The following is a 25016-nucleotide window of genomic DNA, read 5'->3' on the forward strand; positions in this document are numbered from 1 at the left end:
AAAATTACACTCCCCCTTGTTGAGCGCCATTGGCGCTCTTTTTTTATACTCACCGCTGCTTTTATTTGCCCAAGGCTTGTTTTGCAAAAAGCTGCTTTATCGGCCCTAAGTTATCAACCATGCTCAAACCAACACCGCGTATCAACTTTTTAACTGGGTGAGTGCCTGCAAATAGCTCTTTTAAACCTTGCATCATGGCAATATGCTTTTGCGCATCGAGCTTGCGGGTGCGTTCGTAATCACGCAAGGTGCGATCACTGGCAAACTCTATGTGCTGCTCACTCAGTAATTCAATCAAATAACTGACATCTTTAAGACCTAAGTTCATACCCAACCCTGCGAGGGGGTGAATTGTATGTGCAGCGTCGCCGATGAGCACAACTTTACCTGCAACCCATTGCTGGGCGTAGCGCATTTTAAGTGGAAATGCAGCACGCTGACTTTGTATCTCGCATAAACCACATTGACCATCCAGTGCAGCCATAACCGCTTTATTAAAATCAGCATCATCCATCGCTAGTAGCGACTGGCAGTGCTCAGGACTCGTTGACCAAACAATAGAATGTGTGTGCTTATCTGCCAGTGGTAAAAACGCCAATGGCCCGGTAGGCAGAAACACCTGGCGAGCAGTATTATTATGTGGCTCAGCGGTTTTTACCGTCGCAACAATCGCATTATGATCGTAATCTTTAAACGTAATAGGTAAATTAAACTGCTTTCGAACAGAAGAATTTGCGCCATCAGCAGCAACCAAAAGTTTGGCAATCACAGGCTCACCAGACTCAAGGGTAATAAATACATCGTTTTCACTTTGGTGAATTTGTTGATAACGCGTTTCAAACATTAGGGTCGCTTGGCTATGTTTTTCAAGCTCGTTTATTAATGCATAACGAATAATGTCGTTTTCGACGATATGGCCTAATTGGGGTAAATCTAGTTCATCACTGTTAAACGCTATTTTACCAAAGCTATCTTGATCGCGTACATCCATGTGAGTATAAGCACACGCTCGTTGTGCCATAATTTCTGGCCACACATTAAGCGACTCAAATAATGCTTGGCTAGCAAGGCTCAAGGCACTCACTCGTAAACCGTAGTCATCACCAGGTAATGCCTGTTTGGCTGCAGCGTCAATAACCACTACGCTGATATTTGCTTTTACTAAACCAAGAGCAAGTGTGAGCCCCACACAACCGCCACCAACTACACATACTTGTGCTTGTTTCATAGTCGTTTACCTTGCTTTACTTGCCCCATCAATTGTTTTGCTAACGGAGCTTTTAATGAAGAACATAAGTCCATTGTGAACAAACCGCAGCTGCGGCCAAGTGCTAACATGCGCGATGAATTAGAAAAGAGCCTAACCAAGCTATCAGTCAGGGTCATTACGGTATTAATATCTTGGCTACGTTGCTGCGCGTATTGGCGTAAAAATGCATAGCTACCAATCTCATGCTCTCCTTGTATTAAGTCACATAGCACTTGTACATCACGCAAGCCTAAATTAAAGCCCTGCCCTGCGATAGGATGAATGGCATGCCCTGCGTTGCCAATTAATAGAGTACGATGACTATGCAGCGAATCCGCACGGCCATAAACGAGTGGGTAACTGGCGCGTACACCTGCTTTAACAAATTGCCCGGCGCGATAACCAAACGCATTTTGTAGCGCCATAATAAATGCATCATCATCAAGCGCCATATTCTGCTTAATTTGCTCAGGCTCCATACACCATACTAATGAGTAACGGTTCTTGCTCATAGGTAGTAGTGCCATAGGGCCATGCTCTGTAAAACGTTCAAATGCATGGTTATGATGACCACCAGCCACTTCAATATTCGCAATAATCGCAGCTTGTGAATAAGGCTCGGTTGTAAAGTTAATATTGGCTAACTGTCGCGTTGGCGATTTTGCGCCATCTGCAATGATCACTAACTTTGCAGTTAACTCAGCTCCTGATTGTAGAGCAAGCTGAGCAACATTTACTTGGTAATTTAAACTGGTAACAGTATCAGGACAAAATAACTTCACTGAGGTATTTATTAACTGGTTATGCAATGAACGGCCAAATGGATTAACCTCAACAACATAACCTAAAGCATTTTGGCCAAACTCATCACAATCAATATGTGTTTTACCAAAGTGGCCACGATCAGACACACTCACATGTTTTATCGCAGCGGCAAAATCCCCCTGCGGATCAAATATTTTGTTTGCTTGTAAAAACTGTACAGATTGCTGTGCCAGGGCAATACTGCGCTCATCGAAACTCGGGTGATAATCATCACTGGGTTGATTGGCTTCAACAACCGCAATGGTTAAGTCAGGTGCGTAGCGTGCAATGCTTAGTGCACAAGTCGCTCCAGCTAGGCCACCACCAATAATGACAATATCAAACTGCTCTGCCACGCTTTACTCCTAGCATTTAGTTAGCCTTTAGGCTCATTAGCGTTTCAATTTCACTGATACTTTTAGGCACACTTTGAGTCAAGTTTTCATAACCTTGCTCAGTAACTAATAGATTGTCTTCGATGCGAATACCTATACCTTGATACTGCTCGGGTGCTTTAGCGTCAAGGCTGATGTAGAGCCCAGGCTCAATGGTAAGTACCATGCCTGGTTCAAATGAGCGTTCTTTTTCATCTTGCTTGTAATCACCAACATCGTGAACATCTAAACCAAGCCAATGGCCAAGGCCGTGCATATAAAATGCCTTGCACGCTTGGCTGGCCAAAAGTTCGTGTAATTCACCTTGCAGAATACCTAAATCAATCAACCCTTGCGTAAGTACAGTCATTGCAAGCTTATTTGCTTTAGCTAGGCTACCGCCAGGTTTAACTTCAGTGAATGCAGCTTCTTGGGCAGCTAATACGATATTATAGAGTTGAGCCTGAGGCTCACTGAATTGACCATTTACAGGAAAGGTACGCGTTATATCCGCAGCATAGCCTTGTAGCTCACAACCCGAATCAATAAGCACTAAATCACCATCGTTTAACGCATCACAATTATCGGTATAGTGTAAAATGTTAGCATTATCACCTCCTCCAACAATGGTGCCATAAGCCGGATGACGCGCACCGTGCATTGCATAGTGATGATGAAGCTCAGCTTCAAGCTGATACTCAGTAGCACCTGGCGTAGCAAATTGCATCGCTCGAATATGCCCTTGGGCACTAATTTCACACGCCTTACGCATAATATTCACCTCTGCTGGTGATTTAAATAAACGCATTTCATGGATCAAAGCGCTGATATCTTTAATCGTTGTCGGTGCTTTTAATGTACGGTTACTTCGTAGTGTGCCTAATAATGACCATACTTTGTCATCAAAGCTAGGGTAAGTGCCTTGTGCATAAAATAAAATCTGCTGGCCGTTCACCAAATTCAATAATTGTTCAGTTAGCTCACTGAGCGCACATGTTTGGTCGAATAAGTAATCTTTTTTCGCTTTTTCAAAACCAATTCGGCGACCATGCCAAATCTCAGCGAGCTTATCCTTATTCAAACAAAACAGTGTGCTTGGCGTTTCACTATGGGTAGACAACACTAAAACCGCGTCAGGTTCATTGAACCCTGTTAAGTAATAAAAGTCACTGTCTTGGCGAAAAGCATAATCTGTATCGCGACTACGGGTAACTTCGCTAGCAGCTGGAATAATTGCGACACTATTTGGCCCTATAAGCGAAAGCAAATGCTCTCGACGCGCTTTAAATTCGGCTTTATCAATACACACTGGCATGTTCAACTCTGCTTTTATTGTTTAATGAAGTGTTTTTTTAGTTTCACTAACTTGCTCTTTGCCAAGCTCTGCAAAACATAATAATGCTGAAACTCGTACATATTCAATCACTTCATGTAAGGCTTGTGCATCCTCTTCGGTTTCATCAAACATGGTGTCTAGACGTGTGATTTCACTAAAGTCACTGATCACTTCTTTCACGTCAGCCGACAGTTTACCGTAATCTTTTTGCTTTAATCCAAAACCTAGCATAAAGCCGGCTACCCAAGAAACCAAACCATTCGCTTGATCTATTAAGGTTTCATCATCACTTGGTAAAAATAAGTCAAATTGAAACTCTTCACCGCTAAAGCTTTCAACAACCTGCTTATAAATAGTGGCAAAAAAGGCTTTTAGATCATGACTAAATGCTTGGCCATCATTAAACACATCGCTTAACAACGCTAAATAATCTTTAGCCTCAATGCTTAAACCACAAGCAAGTAGACCACTGATCACGCCATGCGCTTCTGCTGGGGCGACAAAAATTTCATTTTTTTCCAATAGGAGTTGGGCTTGTTGGTAATCTGGTAATTCGCTCATGATTTTTTCTTCACTGTGGTATTTAACTCAATGCTACCACTCGATAAATAGCAACTCCAATTAATTGTATGATTGAGGTCAAAAAGCAATCCAAAAAGTAAATAACCCGTTACCAACGTAGAAAAAGCAAGCAAGCGGTCTAAGTTTTTTCAATTTGGGGTGTAAGGTTTGGTTTATGTCTTATATACTGAACGTGTTCCCTAGGTTGTAGGAGCTTGGTTAAGTCCCTGAGCCGATAAATTTTATGTTAGGGTTTCTGTTCGTTTACTATTGTGCAAGCTCGGCATGTACCGAGAAGCCTACGGTAAACCGCAGATCCCCGCCCTGAGACCTTATGGTTTCAGGACTAATACCAAGTACCACATACTTGGGGAACACTTCCTACTTCACTGATCAGCTATTTAAACGCCTAATTTCCAATAATCCAAATACCTCGGTCCAAAGGTGTTCAATAAACTGGCTAAAATTATCAACCCTGTGCCGACAACTTGAAGCCAAGTCATATTGGTATCGTAAAATAATATTTGAAACAAAAAAGCAAAAATTAGATTCGTGTAGATCAGCGGTGCTAACTCTGAATTTGATGCCACTAAGCGATACGCTTTAGAGCGGTAAAACTGTGTTGAAGCAGTACTAAAACCAAGCATAATCAGCAAAGTTACAACCCCCCAACTCAACTCGCTCATGTGTATTAAACTTGCCGTATAATTGGGTTGTGTAAGCGCAAGTACTGGCATAACAATCATAGCTGCAAATGCAAAGCTCCAACCGTTAATTACCATAACAGGTAAGTCCACTTTACTGGCTCGAAACAACGCAACTTGCGAGCAGCCATTAAAGAAACCGGCCGCCAACCCGAGTAATAAGTCCCAGCGCCAACTAATTCCTTGTACTGTTATATTTTGAATCACCACGCCTAAAACCATCAAGGTAAATGTAGGTAGCATTAACCAGCTTAGTTTTGTGCTAAATAATATGCGCTCAATGAACGGAATAAATAGTGGCCCAGTACTGAATAACACCACGGCTTCTATCAAACTTAAACGCGATAGTGCCAACATAAAACAGCTTTGACAGCTCGCAATAAATACTGCACGAATAAACAATGGCCGCCATTGTTCTTTATTCGGCACAGCCCACTTTGCCAGCATCACAATCAACAACATAATTATGGCGGGAACGAGTAAGCGTAATAATACCAATAAAGCATCATCAAAATACTCCGTTAACAATTTTGACAACAAGCCATTTATAGATAAAGTAAATGTGGATAACAACATAAATAAACTAGGCTTAAAGTGAAGTGGCATAAATTAAATTCCGAATAGCAAATACTTTTTAAGAGTATTTTCAGCAATATAATGAGTGTGACGGTAATTTAGCTTGAATCTAATTAATAAAAAAGCGAATAATACCGCACTAACATGTAAGAAAAACTTAACTATTGGTAATGACATATGATTAAGAACGTGCCATTAAAATCACTCTATAGCTTTATTGCTGTTGCTGAGTCTAGCAGTATGGTGCATGCCGCTGAGCAATTGAGTGTTAGTCACTCCGCAGTTAGCCAAGCTATAAAATCATTAGAAGCAAAGCTGAATACTCAATTGTTTACCCGCCATGGCCGCACGGTGTCATTAAATTCAGTGGGAAAACGTTATTATCAACGAGTATTACCTGCGATTGAAGAGATCATTGCTGCCAGTCAAGAAGCGAGTCATAGTCAGCTCTCTCAGCCGTATATTACGTTGAATATGGTAAACTCAATGGCACTGCATTGGTGGATCCCACGAGTGGCACTGTTTCAATCAGCGGCTCCACAAATTGACGTTCGCTTATCGAATTTAGTCGGTGAATTTGATTTAGAACGCCAAGGTGTTGATGCTGCATTAATCCATGGACATGCTAAAGATTGGACTAAATACCATTGCGAGAAGCTTGGTGATGATGAGCTAATATTAGTATGTAGCCCACAACTACTTAAGGATACAACCCAAGATATACAGACTATATTTAATACTTATCCCGCTATTTTTGTAGAAAACCCACGTCGCCTCAATGATTGGCAAGTCTGGTGTGATGCTAAGAAGCTTAAAAAGCCAAAGCAACATAAAAACTTAACCTTTAGTATTTCAGTACAAGCTACGCAAGCGGCGATGAGGCAGCTAGGTATTTTAGTCACCCACAAGCAGTTCGTAAAAGATGATATAAAACATGGTATGTTGCTACAAATTGATGAGCCAGTATTAAACCCACATCAGCAATTTCATTTCGCCACAACGAAAGCAAAAGCCGAGCAAGATGATGTTTTGCAGTTAAAAGAGTGGTTAAAAATAGAGTTTACGAAAGGCAATGAATACTAAGCGACACTCTAACTATAGCCACTGTAGGTATTTGTTGTGTACATAAACTAATTTTTAAGTTGATTTATTTGCTTATTAGTTGGCCATATAAATTCGCATTGTAAAAGCAATCCTCTTTATAAATCGCTTTTTCTAGTAGGGCTTCGTGCTTAAAGCCAGACTTTAGTAAAACTTTACTTGAGCCTGTATTCCCTTCAAACACAACAGCGTGTAAGCGCACAATATCCGTTGTTGCTTGAACTTGCGCTATTAGTAATGCCAAGGCTGCAGTCACAATCCCCTGCCCCCAATACTCCTTGGCGAGCCAATAGCCAACCTCTGCCGATTTACAATACTCCAGCTCGCCGGCTATAGCACTTACGCAACCAATAAATAAGCCATCTTTTTCAATGGCAAAAATTCCCCCCGCTTTACTGCCAGTCTCAACCCACCAACGAGCATCATCAACCGTGTAAGGCGATGGTATTTTGGGAGATAAATACCGTTTTACATCGGGGTTATTCAGGTAGTTAATTAGTAAAGCTTGATCTTTTGGTTTGAAATCTCTTAAACGTAGCATCGTACTCTTTATATTTAGTATTTATGGAACACTCAAAGCTGGGTTTTATTACAATAGGTCGCTTTTTCAAAGTCATTAATATTCATGGCGATATTAGTAACCTTTGGAAACATCTCATTTAATTTAGTTACAACCGCTCTGGATAGCGCCGCTTTTTGCTCTGTAGTTCGTCCTTGCATTATATAGGTGAATACGTGAATAAACTCGTTTTCTTCATTCCCTACCAAGTAATGATTATATGGGTTTACTCTAATCTTTATCTCACTTTCAATAAATAAGCCTGTACTGTTAGCAATCTTATGTATCGCCTTATTGATAGTCACTTCATCATGCACGTCTAAAACAGAACTAGCACAATCAATTACAAAATGAGGCATTAAAATCTCCTTTCTGGTTGATAAAAAAACACCTACTGATGGTATTTACGTATCATCACTATCTTTCCTTCTTCTACTTCAATAACATCCATAATAGTCTGGCTATATTCTATAGGTTGCTGGTTTTGCGGGTGAATACCTTTAGCATGATGACTATAACGGATTGCAAAGCCTGAGTTATTAAAAATAAATGTGTCGAGCAGTTTAGCTTCGTACTCGGTGTGAGCAGCTAAGTAAAATGTCATACCTTTACGCATGTTTTCTTTACCGTCAGGTGCGCGGGTATCATCGGGTTGGAATGGAATATGTTGACTACCCACATCCTCACTTAATAATGCCAAAAACGCTTCTATCTCTTTATGTGTCGCGCTCGGCGCTTGAGTCGCGACCATCGTTGAAAAGTATTGTTGTGCGAGCGTTTCAAGCTCTTTATTTGCAGCCAAAACACTGGCCGACATACACATTAAAGCCACTGAAAATATAGCTGTTATTTTTTTCATCAGGCACTCCATTGTTTAAATTACATACGCCATATAAACAACAAACAAATGAAATGTATAGCTTTATTTAAAAAAGCAGATCTGTAAGGTAAAAACTAGCACTAATATAGAGAAAATTAATGAAGGCTCTAACCGGCATTGAAAAATGAGTAAATACTAACTTTAACTTAAGACTTAGCAACGCGCACACTGCCATTAAGCTAAACCAGGGAGTAAAGAAGCACAGTAGCTTCCATTTTATTAGCATGACGGCTGAATCATGTAATGCCCCACTGACTGCAAAGGTGATGATCACTGCACACCAATGAGGCACAAATGACGATACTGGTTTCATCACATAACGCGACAAATAGTAGCTCCAGATCGGATTCCAATAGCGCCAAAACAAATAAAAGGATGGCGCACCAAATGAACGCTTAAGCATTGCACTTAATGAGCCTGAAGCACCTAGTGCTACACCTGTACGCTTTTTCACATATTGAGTAAGCGTAATATGATTAGACATATTGATTACCTAATTGATTACATAAACTATTGAATAAAATAACCAATTACTAACCATTGTTGATCCGACTTTTTTAAAGTCACTGTTTCCGTCGACTTTGGTCTATTAGCAAAGTCAGTATTAAATTGCAGTAAAACATACTCACCTTTTGGTAACTGTGGCAGCGAGTCAAAGGCTTTACGATTTACTTGCTCACGGGATTCGACATCACCTAGGGGTGTTCGGACTTCACCGAGTTTTGATACCCAAAGCTCTTGGCTTACATTTTCTTTAAAGAATGCATCACTTTGCTGCCAACTAAATGCGTAATCACCACTATCGACAACAGCTAACCACTGTTTAGCAACAGGTTGCTCTTCGTTGGCATACAGGTTAAACGTTACAACAACCATAAGGAAAAACATAATACAGTGCTTTCTCATCATAACTCCTTGTTAAAAATTAGCAGCTCCAGCCTACTAAAGAGTGGTTAATTATAAAAGCATAATTTATGAACTTTACTCTCGCTAACTTTACTCACATCCTACTTTTTACTTTATTAGTGGCAACACTGTTTGCTGGATCATCCGGCCAAAAGTGCTTTGGGTAGCGTCCTTTCATTTCTTTTTGCACTTCACGATAACTGGTTGCCCAAAAATGGGCTAAATCTTGAGTCAGTTGTAATGAGCGTTTCCCCGGTGATAATAACTCCATCAATAATGGCAACTTACCTTGTGCAAGTACAGGTGATGTTGTCATGCCGTAGACTTCTTGCATACGCACACTGAGTTTTGCTGGGCCGTCCAGTTGATAATTTATCTTAATGTTTGAACCGCTCGGTACATTTAAACGCAGCGGTAACAGTGCTTTAAGTGCTGTTTGTTGTTGCCAATCAAAACAATTTTGCAGCGCCTCAAAGTAGTTAAACTTTTTAAGCTGTTCAAGGGTTTTAATATCTTGTAAATATACCCCAAGCCAAGTATCTGCTTGGTCAATAAGTGACTGCTCTGTAACAAGCGGAAACTGCTCAGGTAAAAGTTTGTAAGCCAAACTCATGCGAATAAGTAATTGCTGGGCATCAGTTTGCTCGTTAAAAAGTGCAAAGCCGTGTTTTTTAAATAAGTTAAGCCATGCTTTTGCACGCTCACTTTTATCAAGTTTATATTTGCTTGGTTGGCTGGTAACAGTGATTGCTCCAAGCTTTACTTCATCTTGATGGATAAAGCGCGCCGCTTTTTCATCAAACTCACAACGGGTTTGCTCGCTAAATAAATGCGGCAAGTAGTGTTGCAATTCATATGGGTCAACGGGTGTTGCGGCAAATATTCGTCCACCTTTATGGCCGCCAAGCGAAGCAATCGCTATGTAATCATCATTGTGCCAATAATCATTATTAACTTCAGCGCCAGCGCCATTGCTAAGTAAGTAGCCACTGCCGCGCTTTTTGGCAATGCGATCGGGGTAAGCAAGTGCCACCAGCACGGCTAAATATTCGGTCTTTAGCTCACCTTGATCACCACTTACCTTTAAACGATTTTGCCAATATTTTAACTGCTGTTTAAATACTGGATGAGGCCGCTGCTGCATACTATGCAAAGCGACATTAAGATCGGCAGCACAATTAATACGACTTTCTAATAAAGCGACTAAATATATAGCCAAATGGTAAATACCAGTATTTTGCGATTCTAACTGCTGGGCTTTTAACAGCATATGCGCCAAGCGAATATCAGCACCAAATGCCAACATCTGGCTACCTAAACTAGATAGCTTTCCTTTACTATCAACCGCTTCTAGCATTTTTAGTAAAATTAGCGCTTGGCTGCTTTGCTGCTCGGTTGGCTTATCCAGTAATGTTAGCTCGTTGATATTAGCGCCCCAGAGCTTTGCCTCAAGCATGAGCTGGCTGATATCTGAAGTGAGAATTTCAGGACTGTCGTGGCTATTACGTCGCTCAAATGTTTGCTTTGAACCCAGCCTGTAAACAACGCCTGGCTCAACACGACCTGCACGCCCTGCCCGCTGTACAGCAGATGAGCGGGAAATACTCTGTGTGGTGAGCTCTGTGACTCCAGTTTTTAAATTAAAGCTCGCAGCACGGCGTTTGCCACTATCAACAACAATGCGAATGCCTTCAATGGTTAAACTGGTTTCCGCCACATTGGTAGTTAGCACTACTTTACGCTTGCCTTTTGCCGCTGGGGCTATTGCCGCTTGTTGCTGGTTTTTATCTTGCTCGCCAAATAGAGTAAAGACCTCACAATCTGCAGGTAAATCATTAAGCGCTTGTTGAACACGCACTATTTCACGTTGTCCTGGTAAAAACACCAGCGCGCTACCTGTTTGCTCGATCAGTGCTTGTTTTATAATGTTTGGAATTTCATCTAGCCAACGACTTTCATCTTTTAATGGTATGTAGACTTCATCAATTGGGAAGCTTCGCCCTTGTGATTGTACTACTGGGCATTGAAAAAATGCTGCAAAGCGCTCACTATCAAGAGTTGCTGACATCAGTAGGATAGTTAAATCTTCTCGCAGTGCAGCTTGTGTTTCGAGTGCAAAAGCCAAGGACGTATCGGCTGCGATAGAGCGTTCATGAAACTCATCAAATATCACTAAGTCGACACCGGTTAATTCAGGATCATTTTGCAGCATGCGGGTCAGCATGCCCTCGGTGACAATTTCAAGTTGTGTATTTTTGCTAACTTTACTTTCACCACGAATGCGTAAACCTACACTCTGGCCGACAGGCTCACTTTGGCAACTAGCTAAGTAGTTAGCAATATTTCGTGCTGCAAGACGGCGCGGCTCAAGCATAACGATTCGTTTAAAATACCCATCACGTATTAAGTTTAGTGGCAACCACGTTGACTTACCCGCACCTGGAGGTGCTTGCAGTAATGTAATTGGATGATCGTGTAAGGCTGAAATTAGCGCAGAATAAATATCTTTTACTGGTAACACTGATGCTCGTACGGGCTATTCTTTTGACAATATTATAGCTTAGTTAGTAAATTATAATACCTTAGCATAATCGGCTAATCCCTAATCGCTCATCTTTTGACGAATATAAGCTTGGCTTACCATTTCATCGAGCTGTTTATTCTCTTGTGTTTGCTGCTGTCGCTGTAAGCTAATGTGGCGATTATTTACTATACCTTCAATACCTTTGGTAAACGACATTTGCTTTAAACAGGCTCGCTGCTGGCGATGTTCATCATTTTTTGATTGGCTGATAAGCTCAGTTTGCTGATGTGATAAATTTGCTAATATCGCTTTCATACCAGAAAGGTTTTGCAGCCCTAATGACGATTGCATATTTATATTCTTATCCATACTATCAATATGCTGTTGTAGGCGTTGTAGTCGCTGCTGTTCTTGTAAACTACGCTGCTGAAGTTGTGACTGCTTTGCTAACATTTGCTCAAGCTTATCTTTTTGCATATTTTTAAATTTAGCTAACATTCACTTTTCCCATTATTTGCTGTAGCTGTATCGCGGAATCTGAAAAACTAATTTTTTCATTGAGCGTTTGACATAAAAAGGACTCTATTTGTGGATAGAGATTAACCGCCGCATCCATTTCTGGATCTTTACCTGCTTGGTAAGCGCCTAGAGGAATTAACTCGTGAACTTGCAAATAACGACTATATAGTTTTTTTAACAAATAACAGTGTTGTAATTGATCAGGCTCGACAATGTTAGGCATAACACGACTAATTGAAGCACCAATATTAATTGCAGGATAGTGACCTTTCTCTGCTAATGAGCGATCTAAAACTATATGGCCATCTAAAATAGCACGGGCATTATCAGCGATTGGATCTTGCTGATCATCACCTTCTGCAAGCACCGTATATATAGCAGTCATCGACCCTTGACTTTGCTCACTATTACCTGAGCTTTCAACTAACTGAGTTAACTTACTGTACACAGAAGGTGGGTAGCCTTTAGAGGCCGGTAACTCACCTACTGATAGCCCTATTTCACGCTGGGCTTGAGCATAACGAGTGAGCGAGTCCATAAGTAACAGTACATTAAGGTTTTGGTCTCTAAAATAAGCAGCTAACTTGTGGCTTTGTTCTGCTGCTTTTACACGTAATAAAGGTGAATCATCAGCGGGAGATGCAATCACAATTGCTTTTTTAAGCCCTTGTTTACCCAAGCTTTGTTCAATAAACTCCTTAACCTCCCAGCCTCGCTCACCAACAAGTGCAACAATAACAACATCCGCTGAAGTAAAACGCGTCATCATCCCAAGCAGTTTACTTTTACCTACTCCTGAGCCTGCAAATAAACCCAGTCGCTGCCCTTTACCAACAGTAAATAAACTATTGATAGCTCTGATACCAACATCCAGTGGCTCAGTTACACCTCTGCGATCTAATGGGCTTAATGGTGTACTTTTAACTAATTTAGTTTGGTTGTGCTCTTTCTCACGAGTAATATTTCCTAGCAAATCTATTGGGTTCATTTGCGCATCAAAAACTCGGCCTAATAAGCGCTCATCAATACAAATAGACGGTGCTTGCGTTGCTACTCGGACTCGTGCACCAGCATATAAATCTTCCACTTTATTAAGTGGCATTAAATACGCTTCTTTTTCATGAAAACCAATGACTTCAACGTCGTACCATACACCATCAATGCTTTCGACCTGATATTTACGACCCATCGCAAATAAGCCACCGATGGCTGTTAGCGTCAGCCCATTTACGCGCACTAAACGTCCGTAACTTTGCAATAACGGTGGTGTTGGAAGCTCATTGGCAGCTTTGATTAAGCGCTCGTGTAGGGTTTGAATCATAGCTAATTGTCCAACAAAGTAGCTGTTGAATCGGCTAAAATCTCATCGAGCCGTTGTGAAAAAGATAAACTATGCGTTTGCTGGTCCGCAATAAGTTGGACATCTCCTTTACTTAACTGCTGGTCAAAACTGACTTCTACATTAAGAACTTCTAAGTTAGCACCGGCAAGGCATTCTTCATCAGCTAACGAAAAAATGACCTCTGATACCTTGTCTTTTCCTGCTAATAGAGTTAACGCTTGTTGAACCAGCTTTACAAGATATTGAGGTTGTTGTTGCAGTTCACAATCGAGGACTTTTTCAGTAACCTTAGTAACAAGCTGACAAATAGCTTGATTAATTTCATCTGAATGCAAATCAAGCTGTCGCTGTGACTCATTAAATAATTCATCAAAGCGGGCTATTAATGCTGTTTTATGCTCTGCTAGTTTTGACTCCATCAAGTTTGCCACTTGCGCTTCAATTTCTTGCTCCATCGCCTCTTTTTGATTAATACTGCCTTGTTTGAGGCCCTCTTTAAAGCCACCTTGCCAGCCATACTGCTCAGCTTGCTCTAATCGTTGTTGCAACGTTTGTTGCTGTTCAGCTTTACTTAATTTAGGGAATCGAAACGGCTGGGTCATCATTATTCTGCCGTTTCTTCTTGATAAAGTTTATAATCTACTTCATCGCTTTTGCTCATATTGCGGACAATATTCATTATCTCTTTGCGGGCAGCTTCCACCTTACTCACAGGTTGAGCTGTTAATGCCTCAATTTGCTGCTGATATACTTGAGCTAAGCGCTTAGGCAACGAACTTAATAATCGGGTAACAAGCTCTTTATTGGTACCCTTGAGCGCCATAATCCACATTTCATCGGGAATATCGTTAAGCAATTTTGCAAGTACTTCATCTGTTTGTAATGTTAAACTATTAAAATCATACATGCGCTCTTGAACTGCATCACCCACATCGTTGTTATGCATTTTCATCACTTCAATTATGTGGCTCTTATTACCACTATAGCGACTCATAATTTCCGCGACTTTATCCACGCCATTAACTTGTGCACCAACTTGGCGACCCACAAATTCAATACATGCCTCTATAGTTAAACGAATATCGTCCATTACATGCTCGCTAACCTCTCGTAAGCTTGCGATACGGTATAACAAGTCGTCATGTTTAGATTCAGGAAATAAAGAAATAATTGCCGCTGCTTGCTCTGGCGGTAAGAAAGCCAAAAATAACGCTTGCATTTGAACATGTTCTTGCTCCAGGAAGCGTACAATTAACTCAGGTGGTATCCACTCTAAACGATGTAAATCATCATTCATGGCTCCGCCATATATGTCATCAAGCATGCCCCTTGCTAAACGGCGCCCTACGGCTTTATCTAATGCTCTCTCGAGGTAAAGTCTTGATGCGCCGTTTACCCCACTTTCATTACGATAACGATCAAAAAAGGTAGTCAATGTATCTGCTACATCATTTTTAGTAATATTAGCAATATTTGCCATGCGTTTTGAGATTGCTTGTACCTCTCGGCGGCCGAGCTTACGAATAACGCTAGCGGCATTCTCTTCCCCCATACTCAGCAATAGGATGGCGGCCCTATCTAGCGGTGATAATGGTGTCATATTATTAGGACTTACTTGATTCACTTTCGACCCCTTGTTCAACCCAGTATTTAATTACTGACGTAACACGTTCTGTTTCACGGCTTGCAAGTAATTGCATATGCGAAATTTGCTCTTCAAAGTCACTACCTACTTTAGGTAAAATCATAGTTCCATCTGATTCATCTTCGAGCATATCCTGAGAGCTTTTTTGAATTGTGCTATCTAACGGCGTACTCTGTCTTACATAAGCATCAGCCTCGCTTTCTGGTTCGTCTTTTTGAGGTGCAATTGGCGTAGATTCTGCACTTTTTTTGTCTTTAATTAGATGGTTTACCAATGGGCGTACACCAAACAAAATGAGAATTAGGCTAATTAATGTACCGAAAATATAGCGCGCATACTCCCTTATTTCCGGCATCTGCCACCATTGTAAGCCTTCTCCAGGAGCAAGTACTTTTTGCTCTACAAACGAGAAACTTGTTATATTAAATTGATCACCACGGTCAACATTAAAGCCTGTAGCTGCTTTAACCATTTGCCCAAGTGATGCTAATCGCTGCTCAGTCCAGCCTTGCTCGTTGCCCGACACGGCTTCATTTACTAATACCGATAAACTCATTGACTTTAAACGGCCAACTTCATACTGAGTATGGGTTACTGAGCGGCCATTTTCATACTCTCGGCTACTCTCGTTACGCTCAGATACTCGCTCATTTGCTTCATCTTCCCCTTGTGCATTAGCCGCAGGTGGTTGATTGGCCAACGCACCAGGAATACCAGCAGCAAATTGATCTTCCTTTGAGTCTGATTTAATTTGCTCTTGCTTGAGGACACTCTCAGGGTCAACTTTTTCACGGGTTTCTTCCACCACACTAAAATCAACATCGCTGGAAACCTGAATTCTAAAGTTTCCTTCACCTAAAATAGGCAATAACATAATGGATGCGCGTTGCTCAATGTTGCGCTCAACTTTCTCTATAAACGCTAATTTTTTATCTGTTTCTTTACCTACAGGTGTGTTGTCAAATAAACTGCCACTGAGTAACTTTCCGCGCTGATCAACTACTGACACAGAACGCGAACCCAACCCAGGAACACTGCCAATCACAAGAGAAATAATCGCTTCTACTTGCTCTTCTTTTAGCTCTGTTCCCGGCGCTAAATCAACCATCACTGATGCTGCTGTTTTTTGTTCGTCACGGCCAATAAATAAACTTCGTTTTGGTATAGCAAGGTGAACACGAGCATTCCTGACCCCTTGCATGTTAATCATGGTGCGGGCAAGCTCGCCTTCAAGTGCATGTTGGTACTGCATTGATTCAAGAAATTGACTAGTGCCCATTGATACTTTACTAGCAATATTCTCAACGCCTTCAGGCATTGAAGCTTTAATGCCACGAGCTGCTAAAGTGATCCGTGCATCAGCCAACTTTTCTTGCGGTACTAAAATATTGCCGCTATTGGTATCAATCCGAAAGGTGATTTGTTCTTTATCTAAAATTTCAAGAATATTAGCTTTATCGTAGCTCTCTTGGTTACCATATAATGGTACGTAGTTCTTAGCTGACGTCCATAGGATCACAACAATGGTTGCAGCTACAATAGTTGCAAGCAAAGCTATTGTGGCGACATTTCGCTCACCATGATTCGAAGCCGAACTAAATCGATTAGAAAAGTTAATCACCTTTTCACGTAAATTTATTTCGCTACTTGATTGGGGATCAGCTTTTGTTAATTCACCTTTCATAAGTGCCTCTTAGAGTGACATGCGCATAACATCGTCAATGCCATTAAGAACTTTATTCCTAACTTCCATCAACATTGAAAAACTTAAACTTGCCTTTTGACTGGCAACCATAGCGCCCACTACATCATCGCTGCGGCCCGTATCTACAGCTTCCATCATTTTCCCTGCGACATTTTGCTGTTCATTAATTGAGCGAACAACTATTTTAAAGTCATCACTTAGATGCGTACTTTGTAAATCACTTTGAGCTGGTGCAATTCGCTCTAAATTAGTCATTTGCTGCATATCAACCATTTTACCTAGCATAACTCGTTGACTTTCAATCGGTGACATTTCTAAACTCCTTTCATTAAGCAATAGCGTCTACATCCATGCCATATTCACGCATGGCTGCTAGTTTGTATCTTAATGCGCGCGTGCTCACACCCAACGCATCTGCGGTTTGTTTTCTATGACCTTTATATTGGTTAAGTAACTCATAAATATAGTCATATTCAGCCTGTTTTTTGTTATTCTTTAATTCTGCTGCACAGATACGTGCAGCTTGAGGCAAACAATAAGGTAGATTAAGATCATCAACTTGGATCTGCGCCCCTCTAGCCATTACAATAGCTCTGTGCACTACATTTTCTAGCTCACGGACATTGCCTGGCCAGTTGTAGCAAAGCATTACATTCTCGGCATCATCACTAAAACTAAATTGCTGAGAGCCATATTTGGCAATAAAATGTTTTGCAAGCGGCAAAATATCTTCAGGCCTATCTCTGAGGGCTGGCCAGCTTAGTGGCAAAACGTCAAGGCGATAAAATAAATCTTCTCGAAATAAACCTTTCTCTACCTGTTCACGCAGTGGCTTATTGCAAGATGCAATTACCCTAATATCTAGCTTGATGTGTTGATGGCTACCTAGGCGTTCAACTTCACGTTCTTGCAAAACACGAAGTAGCTTAGCTTGTAACTCAAGGGGTAATTCTGATATTTCGTCTAATAAAATTGTTCCGCCATTAGCAAGTTCAAACTTCCCCTGTTGATTACTTATTGCGCCCGTGAAGGCCCCTTTGTTGTAACCAAATAACATTGATTCAAGCATATTTTCAGGAATAGCCGCGCAGTTAACAGCGATAAATGGCTGCTCTGCGCGTGATGATGCTTGGTGGATAAAGTGAGCAAGTTTTTCTTTTCCGGTGCCCGACTCCCCCATAATTAAAACACTTGCCGATGTTTGAGCTGCACGGTTCGCTAACCTAAGAACTTGTTGGGACTTAATTGACTCGGCAATTAAGTCTTCAACACCTTTTCTCATAGAATCAGCATTTCTAATAGTTAAGGTTAACTGCTCTGCAAAAAAAGGCTTAAGTAAAAAGTCAACTGCGCCGCCTTTACTTAAAGACAATGAGGCAATATCACTTTGAGACGAATCAACTAAAGAAATGACTTGCCCGCTTGTGCAAGTTTTGCGTATTAATGTGATCAAATCCACCAGCGGCATTTGTTCACCATCTGCATCAATAAAAACAAGCTGGGGATCAAGATCTAAACAGTAACTTACCGTTTCAGGAATTGAGCTGCTGTGTAATAAAGTAAACCCTTCTGCATTTACTGTAGTGGTAATTTCTTTATTTGGTTGTTTAGTCGAAAACCAAAGAAGGTATTTATGCACTGTATATCTCCCCAACCTAACTTGAATGCTTAAATAAACGAACTAACACTCGTCTGTTAGACGACTTGCCCGTTTCGCTAAGGTTGTTTGATACAGGATAACGTTGCCCATGCGCACGCACCTCTATTAGATTCTTATCTAGCCCAAATTCAATCAGCCTTGCAGCGACATCATCTGCCCGCTCTTTAGAAAGCAAACGATTAGCAAGTGCAGAGCCCACATTGTCACTGTGGCCATCAATCATAACTTTGGTCACTTTTTTATCTAAAGCAATGTATTGAACTAAGTCTTCTAAAAAATCGAGATCAGCCTGGTTTTTCACAACTCGCTCACCAGTTTGAAAATGAATTTCATGGTCGCGCGCTTCTTGCCATGAAATTGGCGCTAATTGGCGACGACAATTTTGATACTGTGAAATAACGTTATCGCTAAAAGTATTAGTAAATGTAAGCTGTAATTGTTCATCTCCAAAGCCTACGATAGCATCAAGCCAAAAGCCTTGTTTAATAGTTCTAAGCAATGGTGCTATGTCTGAGTAAAAAAAGACCTTTTGCTGTTCTATTTTTGAAGAGAAAAAAGTAAGACTCGGCACAGGGGTATTTGAGCGTTGCCAATCAGCGCGACGGGCAAAAATTTGTACGTCAGTAATATCACGGTCAGTTAGTAACCAGTTCAGACTGATTGCCTGAGGTTTAGAAGGGATTGAGGTAACACTCAGCTGTGCATATTCATCAAGTGTCTGCGTCAATTGGCAGTAAAATGGATCGCTCTCAACTTGCCAACTACTTTGTTCGTAGTTTTGCTGAATATTTGATACTGCTAAACCATTAGATGTAAATATAAATAAACTAATACAGCCAAAACACTTTATATGCTCGAGAAGTCTCAACATTATTATTCCTAACTATTTTAAACGCTAATATGCTTTAGCCATAAACTAGCGGAATATCATACCTTTAGGGAACAACAAATAACTACCGCTAAGTTAATGTAACCCCACGATCATGGTTCGAAATTGTGATTTCAAACGTTAGACTGGAAGCTTTGCGTCCTATCCTTTCGAATAGTTTGCCATTTAATTTTCTTAGTTTTCTTAACTTTAAGCACAAACAACTAGGTGTTAAATAAAGACCAAACCTTTATGCTTAATTTGAAATGTCATTATAATTAACGCCAGCTGAATTGCAAACTTTGATTGTAGTTTTTTATGCAACTTTAATGATAAAGAACTACCCCAAGGAACCAATAATGTTAACTCGCACATAATCAGGTACCTCGTTATACGACAAAACACTTAACCCACCTTTTGTAAATGAACGAGCATAACGTGCTAACAATGGCCTTAATTGTGGGACCACAACCAGTACTGGGGTCAATCCGTGTGCCTTCATATCATCCATAATTGCAGGCATCATGCGTTGAAACTGGCTAAGTAAGTTAGGATCAACAGGAAAGCTATCGAGCGACACTTTTCCTGACTGCATTGCTTGATCTAATGAGCTTTGCATTGTCTGCTCAAGTTTTTCATCCAGGCTGTAAGCGCTTAACTCTTCTCTATCACCCATAACTTGCTTTACGAGCACGCGCTGCAGTGCACAACGAACATCTGATGCAAGTAAAATCGGATCTTTTGTCACCTCAACGCTATCAATCAAGGTACTGGCTATAGTGACAATATCTCCAAGCCCTACATATTCACGCAGCAATAATCGCATTACCTTAAGCTGCAAATTAATGGGTAAGGCTTTTTCTAATGCTTCAGCCAAACCTGGAGATACTTCTTTTAATCGCTCATTGAGCCGCTGAATATCTTCGTAACCAAATAATTCGTCTAAATAATCTTTGATTATTTTACCGGTATGCGTTGCAATCACAGTGCCTAAATCGACAACTGAATACCCCATATTTAATGCTTTAGCTTTGGCATCTTCAACTATCCAAACGGCTTCCAAACCATAGGCTGGATCAGTGGTTAATTCACCATCTAATTGACCGTAAACATCACCAGTATTTAGAGCAAGTAATTGCTTTGCATTGAGTTGTCCAGAGGCAACCTGTACCCCCGCTAATTTCACCTTGTACTCTTGTGGGTTTAGTCTCAGATTATCTTTTATTCTGATCTCAGGTAACAAGAACCCGAGTTGTTCTGATAAATTTTTACGTACACCGCGTAGCGTTTTGGCAAGCTCTTCCCCCTTATCCTTGTCGGCGAGATAGACTAAACGAAATCCTAGTTCGACAGCGAGTTGATCAACATGCGGGATATCTTTCCACTGTAACGCAGCTTGTTCGCTTGCAACCGAATCAGTCATCGCCTCGGCTTCATCAAGGCTATGTTGCTCTGGCTGCGACTTTTGTAATCGCCACGCAACATACAGCAGTGGTAATCCAAAACTGATAAAAGCAAGAGTCGGCATTCCAGGCACAACACCGAGAATTAACATAACTATCGCCGCGGTTAAAATTACACGAGGAGATGCAAGCAATTGCGAACCAACGGCTTCACTCATATCACCTTCATCGTTCATTCGTGTTACAATAATAGCTGCTGCAACAGCGAGTAATAATGACGGAACTTGCGCAACAAGGCCGTCACCAATCGTTAATAATGCAAAGCGCTGAAAAGCTTCCCCCATACTCAAATCATGCTGAAAAACACCTATACTTACACCACCGAGTAAATTGATAACTAGAATGATTAAGCCTGCGACTGCATCTCCGCGAACAAATTTTGAGGCACCATCCATCGAGCCATAAAAATCAGCTTCTTGAGCAATAATAGCTCTGCGCTCTTTGGCTTGTTCCGGACCAATTAAACCCGCATTTAAATCTGCGTCTATCGCCATTTGTTTTCCAGGCATTGCATCAAGCGTAAAGCGTGCTGCCACCTCAGATATACGCTCACCACCTTTAGTTATAACAACAAAATTAATAACCATTAAAATAATAAAAACAACGATACCGACTACATAGTTACCACCAATTACTACTTCACCGAACGCTTGAATCACACGCCCTGCAACATCAGAGCCTTCATGGCCATGCAATAAAACAACACGAGTTGACGCTATGTTTAGAGTCAACCTCATCAAGGTTGCCACTAATAAAATGGTCGGAAATACAGAAAAATCGAGCGGTTTCTTACTTGATACAGCTACAAGTAAAACAATAACAGAAAGCACTATATTAAAGGTAAATAGTGTATCTAAAAGCCATGCTGGCAGAGGTAAAATAACCATTGAAAGTATGGCTAAAAGCAGCACAGGTATTGCTGTATAAGGTTTTGTAATACTACGCCAGTTCACTGTATAACGCTCCAACATTTAAGGTTTTTGTAAATTTGCAGGGATGATAAGTTCAGGTAACGGCGCAGGAGCTGCGCCACGCCCTTGTTTATATGCTTTTAACTGCATTACATACGTCAATACGTAAGCAACCGCAGTGTATAGGCCTCTAGGTACCTCTTGGTCTACTCGAGTAGAGAAATACACGGCACGCGCTAATGCTGGTAACTGTATTATTTCTTTATTATTACAACGACCTATTTCACGAATTCGTTGCGCCATTTCATCAACCCCTTTTGCTACTACATAAGGCGCTTTTGCTTTTTCTTCACTATAGCGAATAGCAACAGCATAATGAGTTGGGTTGGTTATAATTACGTCCGCATTAGGTACTCTTTCCTCAAGCTTTCGATTAGCCTGTTGGTATTGAATTTGTCTAATTTTACTTTTTATTTCGGGGCTGCCATCGGATGACTTTCGCTCTTCCTTAACTTCTTGATGCGTCATTTTAATTTTATCAAGAATAAGTTTTTGCTGAATAGGTGCATCTACAACAGCAACAAACAATAAGAGTGTTACGGTGATCATCAATGCTAAAAATAACAATGAAATGCCATGTGAGATTGCAACACGAAGATCTTGGTTTTGTAACGACATTAGCTCATCCCATAGCTGGGATAAAAAGCCATACAAACAGATTGCCAACAGACTAATTTTTAATATCGACTTTAGCAACTCAATAAGTGTTTCTTTGCCGAACATTCTGCCTAACCCTTTCAAAGGATTAAGTTTACTTAACTTAGGAGCAGCTAGGTTTATAGAGAAAATAAACCCACCAGGCAACACACCTGTTATCCACATTGCGGTAAAGCCAAGCAATAAAAAAGGCACTAGGGTTGTAAGCATATCAAGTATCGCACTACCCAAGGCCAAGGGCATCATTTTCGTGTTATTTAAAATAGAATGGTCTAGCATCATGGTACTGTGCATTAATTCTAATAGTAAGCTGTAGAACATATCAGCAAAAAATAACAGCCCTGCAATACTTACCATTAACAATATGGCAGTATTAAGCTCTTTAGAGCGCGCAACCTGACCATCTTCACGTGCTTTTTGTAAGCGTTTATCGGTGGGTTGTTGCGTTTTTTCTTGAGCACTATCTTCAGACAAGCTGGTTACCCCATCGCATTAGAGAAAACTGATAGCACATGATAGGTTAAACTTGAAAACCCACTGCCGGTATAAGCAAGCGTCATAAAGACACAGAAAAATCCCATGATCAATGCCATCGGAAAGCCTAATACAAATATATTCAATGATGGCGCCGCTCTACTTGCCACTCCAAACGTTAAATTCACCAACATCATTGCAATCACACCGGGTAAGGCCAATAACAGAGTGGAAGCAAAAAGCCAGCCAAACAAATTTATAATTGCTTTAATATCAACATCATAGATACTAGTACCAATTGGCCAAACTGAAAAACTTTGCGTCATGATCTGCAAAGTAATCAAGTGACCATCTACAGCAAAGAATAACAATGCCGCCATTATCCAAAATAATTGCCCGAGTAAAGACACTTGGTTACCGCTGCCAGGATCCATCATCATCGCCATTGACAGTCCCATTTGCATAGATAACACCAAACCAACTAATGACATAACTTCAAATAATATACGTAATGACAATCCCATTAAGAGGCCAAAAATAATTTGTTCTACAGTTAATATCACCGCATCCAGTGAAAATATATCTATAGCGGGTGCAAGCGGTAATTGAGGTGCAACTAGAAATGCCAACATCATCGCCAGTAAAATCCTAGATCGAGGTGTTACTGCTGGGTTTTCAAAAACCGGCATTGACCAAAGTAATGCAGAGAAGCGCACAAAAGGCCACCACATAGTGCCCATCCAACTAACGATATCGCCACTAGTTAACTGGATCAGCGAGTTCAACCGAACACCCCTGGGATCATAAATTTAAGACTATTAAACCACTCTAACAGTGTGCGAAGTAACCAGTGGCCAGCAAATACAATCATTAACAAAGTAAGTAGCATACGAGGTAAAAAAGTTAATGTTTGCTCTTGAATTGATGTTGCCCCTTGGATCACAGCAACAACAATACCTAATAGAAGACCGGGCACGATAAGCACCAAAATCATTTCAATTATGGTATAAACCGCATCAGCAATTAATTCAGTGGCCATTTCTGGTGTCATGGTAATATTCCAAAGGTTGCCGAGAGCGTACCTGCGACCATTGACCAACCATCCGCTAATACAAAAACCATTAGTTTAAATGGCAAACTGATTATTAACGGTGATAGCATCATCATGCCCATAGACATGAGTACGCTTGCAACCACCAAATCTATAATCAAAAAGGGTATGAATAACATAAAACCAATTTGAAATGCTGTTGTCAGCTCACTTAGAACAAATGCTGGCATTAAAACTTCAAAAGGTACTTCTTGCGGTTTGAGCGTAGTGGGTTCGTTGGCAATAAGCAGTACCTGCTGCAATTCATTTTCTCGAGTTTGTCTAAGCATAAACGTTCTCAGTGGCTTTTCAGCTCGAAGTAATGCATCTTCAAGCCCTATTGCCTCAGCCTGAAAAGGTTTATAAGCATTTTGATACATATCTTGCCAGACAGGCCGCATTATCAACATAGTTAACATTAGCGCAATACCTATCAAAATTCGATTCGGTGGGCTTTGCTGCAAACCCATAGCTTGGCGTAAAATAGCTAGCACAATGATAATTCGCGTGAAAGAGGTAAGAACCATTAGCAAAGCAGGGATCAAACTCAGTAGCGTCATCATCAATAGGATTTGTAATTTGACGTTATAGTCTTGTCCTTGCTCTGTATTGCGCAAAGAGAATAAAGTAAGTTCTTCGGCATGCAACAAGCTTGGTAAAAATAAAGCTAATAGCAACATACCTAATTTTAAGCAGCGACTTATATTCATCTGATCATGCTTCTTGCGTTGATGAATTATCTTCGCTTATAAATTTTAACCCATATTGGCCTTCAACCATCACAACTTCAGCTTTAGCAAAGTAAACTCCATTTACTTTTACATCTAAAGGTTGGCCTGCTTCTTTATCTAAGCGCAATACATCACCATGCTTGGCTTGGCTAAGCTCGCCTAACGTAATTTCAGTATTAGCGACCTCTAAAGTTACGGTAAGTGGTACACCTTCAAACAATGTCATTTCACTTTTCTGATTACTTTCATATGCTTCATTTTCTGCATCATCTAACTCTAAACCTGCTAATGCGGCATCTAGGTTATCATTCATACTA

General features: G+C 40.7%; 26 protein-coding genes, 1 other RNA gene and 1 riboswitch. Of the genes, 2 read left to right on the forward strand and 25 right to left on the reverse strand.

Annotated elements, in window-relative coordinates:
• Positions 1-61: 61 nt before the first annotated feature.
• The 4 genes from NQT69_RS05410 to NQT69_RS05425 are packed head-to-tail and all read right to left on the reverse strand — an operon-like array spanning position 62 to position 4324.
• Positions 62-1228 (reverse strand): FAD-dependent monooxygenase, encoded by a 1167-nt coding sequence (locus NQT69_RS05410; protein ID WP_256826644.1) that lies wholly within the window; start codon positions 1226-1228, stop codon positions 62-64.
• On the reverse strand, positions 1225-2409 hold the full coding sequence (ubiH, locus tag NQT69_RS05415; protein ID WP_256826645.1) for a 2-octaprenyl-6-methoxyphenyl hydroxylase: 1185 nt from the start codon (positions 2407-2409) through the stop codon (positions 1225-1227). Before ubiH ends, NQT69_RS05410 begins: the two co-directional genes overlap by 4 nt.
• A 16-nt stretch (positions 2410-2425) precedes the next feature.
• Entirely contained in the window at positions 2426-3742 is a 1317-nt protein-coding gene (gene pepP / locus NQT69_RS05420) for a Xaa-Pro aminopeptidase (RefSeq protein WP_256826646.1), read from the reverse strand.
• A 21-nt stretch (positions 3743-3763) separates the two neighbouring features.
• Positions 3764-4324: a UPF0149 family protein gene (locus NQT69_RS05425; RefSeq protein WP_256826647.1), complete on the reverse strand. Its 561-nt coding sequence runs from the start codon at positions 4322-4324 to the stop codon at positions 3764-3766.
• Between the two features lie 194 nt (positions 4325-4518).
• Here NQT69_RS05425 and ssrS point away from each other — a divergent pair.
• Positions 4519-4702, forward strand: a non-coding RNA gene (gene ssrS / locus NQT69_RS05430) — 6S RNA.
• A gap of 23 nt (positions 4703-4725) precedes the next feature.
• Here the strand turns inward: ssrS and NQT69_RS05435 are convergent.
• Positions 4726-5634: a DMT family transporter gene (locus NQT69_RS05435; protein ID WP_256826648.1), complete on the reverse strand. Its 909-nt coding sequence runs from the start codon at positions 5632-5634 to the stop codon at positions 4726-4728.
• Positions 5635-5781: 147 nt separating this feature from the next.
• Here NQT69_RS05435 and NQT69_RS05440 point away from each other — a divergent pair, with 147 nt between their 5' ends.
• On the forward strand, positions 5782-6687 hold the full coding sequence (locus NQT69_RS05440) for a LysR substrate-binding domain-containing protein (RefSeq protein WP_256826649.1): 906 nt from the start codon (positions 5782-5784) through the stop codon (positions 6685-6687).
• 64 nt (positions 6688-6751) lie between these two features.
• On the opposite strand, the gene NQT69_RS05445 is transcribed toward NQT69_RS05440, so the two are convergent.
• The 20 genes from NQT69_RS05445 to NQT69_RS05540 all read right to left on the reverse strand — a co-directional run bounded on the left by NQT69_RS05445 (position 6752) and on the right by NQT69_RS05540 (position 25012).
• Entirely contained in the window at positions 6752-7246 is a 495-nt protein-coding gene (locus NQT69_RS05445; protein WP_256826650.1) for a GNAT family N-acetyltransferase, read from the reverse strand.
• Positions 7247-7278: 32 nt separating this feature from the next.
• Positions 7279-7623: a 5-carboxymethyl-2-hydroxymuconate Delta-isomerase gene (locus NQT69_RS05450; protein WP_256826651.1), complete on the reverse strand. Its 345-nt coding sequence runs from the start codon at positions 7621-7623 to the stop codon at positions 7279-7281.
• A gap of 32 nt (positions 7624-7655) precedes the next feature.
• Entirely contained in the window at positions 7656-8087 is a 432-nt protein-coding gene (locus NQT69_RS05455) for a nuclear transport factor 2 family protein (RefSeq protein WP_256826748.1), read from the reverse strand.
• Positions 8088-8190: 103 nt separating this feature from the next.
• Positions 8191-8628 carry an acyltransferase gene (locus NQT69_RS05460; RefSeq protein ID WP_256826652.1) on the reverse strand — a complete coding sequence of 146 codons (438 nt, stop codon included), beginning with the start codon at positions 8626-8628 and terminating at the stop codon, positions 8191-8193.
• A gap of 26 nt (positions 8629-8654) precedes the next feature.
• Positions 8655-9053 carry a DUF4019 domain-containing protein gene (locus NQT69_RS05465; protein WP_256826653.1) on the reverse strand — a complete coding sequence of 133 codons (399 nt, stop codon included), beginning with the start codon at positions 9051-9053 and terminating at the stop codon, positions 8655-8657.
• 91 nt (positions 9054-9144) lie between these two features.
• A complete protein-coding gene (gene hrpB / locus NQT69_RS05470; protein WP_256826654.1) occupies positions 9145-11571 on the reverse strand; it encodes an ATP-dependent helicase HrpB in 2427 nt (808 codons plus the stop codon).
• An 81-nt stretch (positions 11572-11652) separates the two neighbouring features.
• Positions 11653-12072 (reverse strand): hypothetical protein, encoded by a 420-nt coding sequence (locus tag NQT69_RS05475; RefSeq protein WP_256826655.1) that lies wholly within the window; start codon positions 12070-12072, stop codon positions 11653-11655.
• On the reverse strand, positions 12062-13414 hold the full coding sequence (locus NQT69_RS05480; protein WP_256826656.1) for a FliI/YscN family ATPase: 1353 nt from the start codon (positions 13412-13414) through the stop codon (positions 12062-12064). Before NQT69_RS05480 ends, NQT69_RS05475 begins: the two co-directional genes overlap by 11 nt.
• Before the next feature lie 2 nt (positions 13415-13416).
• Positions 13417-14040, reverse strand: coding sequence for a FliH/SctL family protein (locus NQT69_RS05485; RefSeq protein WP_256826657.1), 624 nt, complete (start codon positions 14038-14040; stop codon positions 13417-13419).
• Complete coding sequence (locus NQT69_RS05490; RefSeq protein WP_256826658.1) at positions 14040-15059, reverse strand: FliG C-terminal domain-containing protein; 1020 nt, start codon at positions 15057-15059, stop codon at positions 14040-14042. Before NQT69_RS05490 ends, NQT69_RS05485 begins: the two co-directional genes overlap by 1 nt.
• Positions 15040-16764 carry a flagellar basal-body MS-ring/collar protein FliF gene (fliF, locus tag NQT69_RS05495; protein ID WP_256826659.1) on the reverse strand — a complete coding sequence of 575 codons (1725 nt, stop codon included), beginning with the start codon at positions 16762-16764 and terminating at the stop codon, positions 15040-15042. The genes NQT69_RS05490 and fliF overlap by 20 nt, the downstream gene beginning before the upstream one ends.
• A gap of 9 nt (positions 16765-16773) precedes the next feature.
• Positions 16774-17097 carry a flagellar hook-basal body complex protein FliE gene (locus NQT69_RS05500; RefSeq protein ID WP_256826660.1) on the reverse strand — a complete coding sequence of 108 codons (324 nt, stop codon included), beginning with the start codon at positions 17095-17097 and terminating at the stop codon, positions 16774-16776.
• 16 nt (positions 17098-17113) lie between these two features.
• Positions 17114-18424 carry a sigma 54-interacting transcriptional regulator gene (locus tag NQT69_RS05505; protein ID WP_256826661.1) on the reverse strand — a complete coding sequence of 437 codons (1311 nt, stop codon included), beginning with the start codon at positions 18422-18424 and terminating at the stop codon, positions 17114-17116.
• 16 nt (positions 18425-18440) lie between these two features.
• On the reverse strand, positions 18441-19316 hold the full coding sequence (locus tag NQT69_RS05510; protein WP_256826662.1) for an OmpA family protein: 876 nt from the start codon (positions 19314-19316) through the stop codon (positions 18441-18443).
• A 94-nt stretch (positions 19317-19410) separates the two neighbouring features.
• Positions 19411-19507, reverse strand: a riboswitch (cyclic di-GMP riboswitch).
• A 146-nt stretch (positions 19508-19653) separates the two neighbouring features.
• Positions 19654-21729 (reverse strand): flagellar biosynthesis protein FlhA, encoded by a 2076-nt coding sequence (gene flhA / locus NQT69_RS05515; RefSeq protein WP_256826663.1) that lies wholly within the window; start codon positions 21727-21729, stop codon positions 19654-19656.
• A gap of 18 nt (positions 21730-21747) precedes the next feature.
• Positions 21748-22878 carry a flagellar biosynthesis protein FlhB gene (gene flhB, locus NQT69_RS05520; RefSeq protein WP_256826664.1) on the reverse strand — a complete coding sequence of 377 codons (1131 nt, stop codon included), beginning with the start codon at positions 22876-22878 and terminating at the stop codon, positions 21748-21750.
• A gap of 5 nt (positions 22879-22883) precedes the next feature.
• Positions 22884-23663: a flagellar biosynthetic protein FliR gene (gene fliR, locus NQT69_RS05525; RefSeq protein WP_256826665.1), complete on the reverse strand. Its 780-nt coding sequence runs from the start codon at positions 23661-23663 to the stop codon at positions 22884-22886.
• Positions 23660-23929: a flagellar biosynthetic protein FliQ gene (locus NQT69_RS05530; protein WP_256826666.1), complete on the reverse strand. Its 270-nt coding sequence runs from the start codon at positions 23927-23929 to the stop codon at positions 23660-23662. Before NQT69_RS05530 ends, fliR begins: the two co-directional genes overlap by 4 nt.
• Positions 23926-24678: a flagellar type III secretion system pore protein FliP gene (gene fliP / locus NQT69_RS05535; RefSeq protein WP_256826667.1), complete on the reverse strand. Its 753-nt coding sequence runs from the start codon at positions 24676-24678 to the stop codon at positions 23926-23928. Before fliP ends, NQT69_RS05530 begins: the two co-directional genes overlap by 4 nt.
• Positions 24679-24682: 4 nt before the next feature.
• Positions 24683-25012: a FliM/FliN family flagellar motor switch protein gene (locus tag NQT69_RS05540; protein ID WP_256826668.1), complete on the reverse strand. Its 330-nt coding sequence runs from the start codon at positions 25010-25012 to the stop codon at positions 24683-24685.
• Positions 25013-25016 lie beyond the last annotated feature (4 nt).

The organism is Pseudoalteromonas shioyasakiensis (assembly GCF_024518675.1).
Taxonomy (GTDB): Bacteria; Pseudomonadota; Gammaproteobacteria; order Enterobacterales; family Alteromonadaceae; genus Pseudoalteromonas; species Pseudoalteromonas shioyasakiensis_B.

Excerpts from the sequence above, each read along its gene's own strand:
- NQT69_RS05500 (WP_256826660.1), bottom strand. The coding sequence starts at position 17,097 with ATGTCACCGATTGAAAGTCAACGAGTTATGCTAGGTAAAATGGTTGAT.
- NQT69_RS05510 (WP_256826662.1), bottom strand. The coding sequence starts at position 19,316 with ATGTTGAGACTTCTCGAGCATATAAAGTGTTTTGGCTGTATTAGTTTA.
- NQT69_RS05410 (WP_256826644.1), bottom strand. The coding sequence starts at position 1,228 with ATGAAACAAGCACAAGTATGTGTAGTTGGTGGCGGTTGTGTGGGGCTC.
- NQT69_RS05485 (WP_256826657.1), bottom strand. The coding sequence starts at position 14,040 with ATGATGACCCAGCCGTTTCGATTCCCTAAATTAAGTAAAGCTGAACAG.
- NQT69_RS05425 (WP_256826647.1), bottom strand. The coding sequence starts at position 4,324 with ATGAGCGAATTACCAGATTACCAACAAGCCCAACTCCTATTGGAAAAA.
- NQT69_RS05465 (WP_256826653.1), bottom strand. The coding sequence starts at position 9,053 with ATGATGAGAAAGCACTGTATTATGTTTTTCCTTATGGTTGTTGTAACG.
- NQT69_RS05445 (WP_256826650.1), bottom strand. The coding sequence starts at position 7,246 with ATGCTACGTTTAAGAGATTTCAAACCAAAAGATCAAGCTTTACTAATT.
- pepP (WP_256826646.1), bottom strand. The coding sequence starts at position 3,742 with ATGCCAGTGTGTATTGATAAAGCCGAATTTAAAGCGCGTCGAGAGCAT.
- fliP (WP_256826667.1), bottom strand. The coding sequence starts at position 24,678 with ATGAATATAAGTCGCTGCTTAAAATTAGGTATGTTGCTATTAGCTTTA.
- NQT69_RS05440 (WP_256826649.1), top strand. The coding sequence starts at position 5,782 with ATGATTAAGAACGTGCCATTAAAATCACTCTATAGCTTTATTGCTGTT.
- NQT69_RS05435 (WP_256826648.1), bottom strand. The coding sequence starts at position 5,634 with ATGCCACTTCACTTTAAGCCTAGTTTATTTATGTTGTTATCCACATTT.
- NQT69_RS05475 (WP_256826655.1), bottom strand. The coding sequence starts at position 12,072 with ATGTTAGCTAAATTTAAAAATATGCAAAAAGATAAGCTTGAGCAAATG.
- NQT69_RS05460 (WP_256826652.1), bottom strand. The coding sequence starts at position 8,628 with ATGTCTAATCATATTACGCTTACTCAATATGTGAAAAAGCGTACAGGT.
- NQT69_RS05540 (WP_256826668.1), bottom strand. The coding sequence starts at position 25,012 with ATGAATGATAACCTAGATGCCGCATTAGCAGGTTTAGAGTTAGATGAT.
- NQT69_RS05455 (WP_256826748.1), bottom strand. The coding sequence starts at position 8,087 with ATGTGTATGTCGGCCAGTGTTTTGGCTGCAAATAAAGAGCTTGAAACG.
- NQT69_RS05480 (WP_256826656.1), bottom strand. The coding sequence starts at position 13,414 with ATGATTCAAACCCTACACGAGCGCTTAATCAAAGCTGCCAATGAGCTT.
- fliF (WP_256826659.1), bottom strand. The coding sequence starts at position 16,764 with ATGAAAGGTGAATTAACAAAAGCTGATCCCCAATCAAGTAGCGAAATA.
- NQT69_RS05530 (WP_256826666.1), bottom strand. The coding sequence starts at position 23,929 with ATGACACCAGAAATGGCCACTGAATTAATTGCTGATGCGGTTTATACC.
- NQT69_RS05450 (WP_256826651.1), bottom strand. The coding sequence starts at position 7,623 with ATGCCTCATTTTGTAATTGATTGTGCTAGTTCTGTTTTAGACGTGCAT.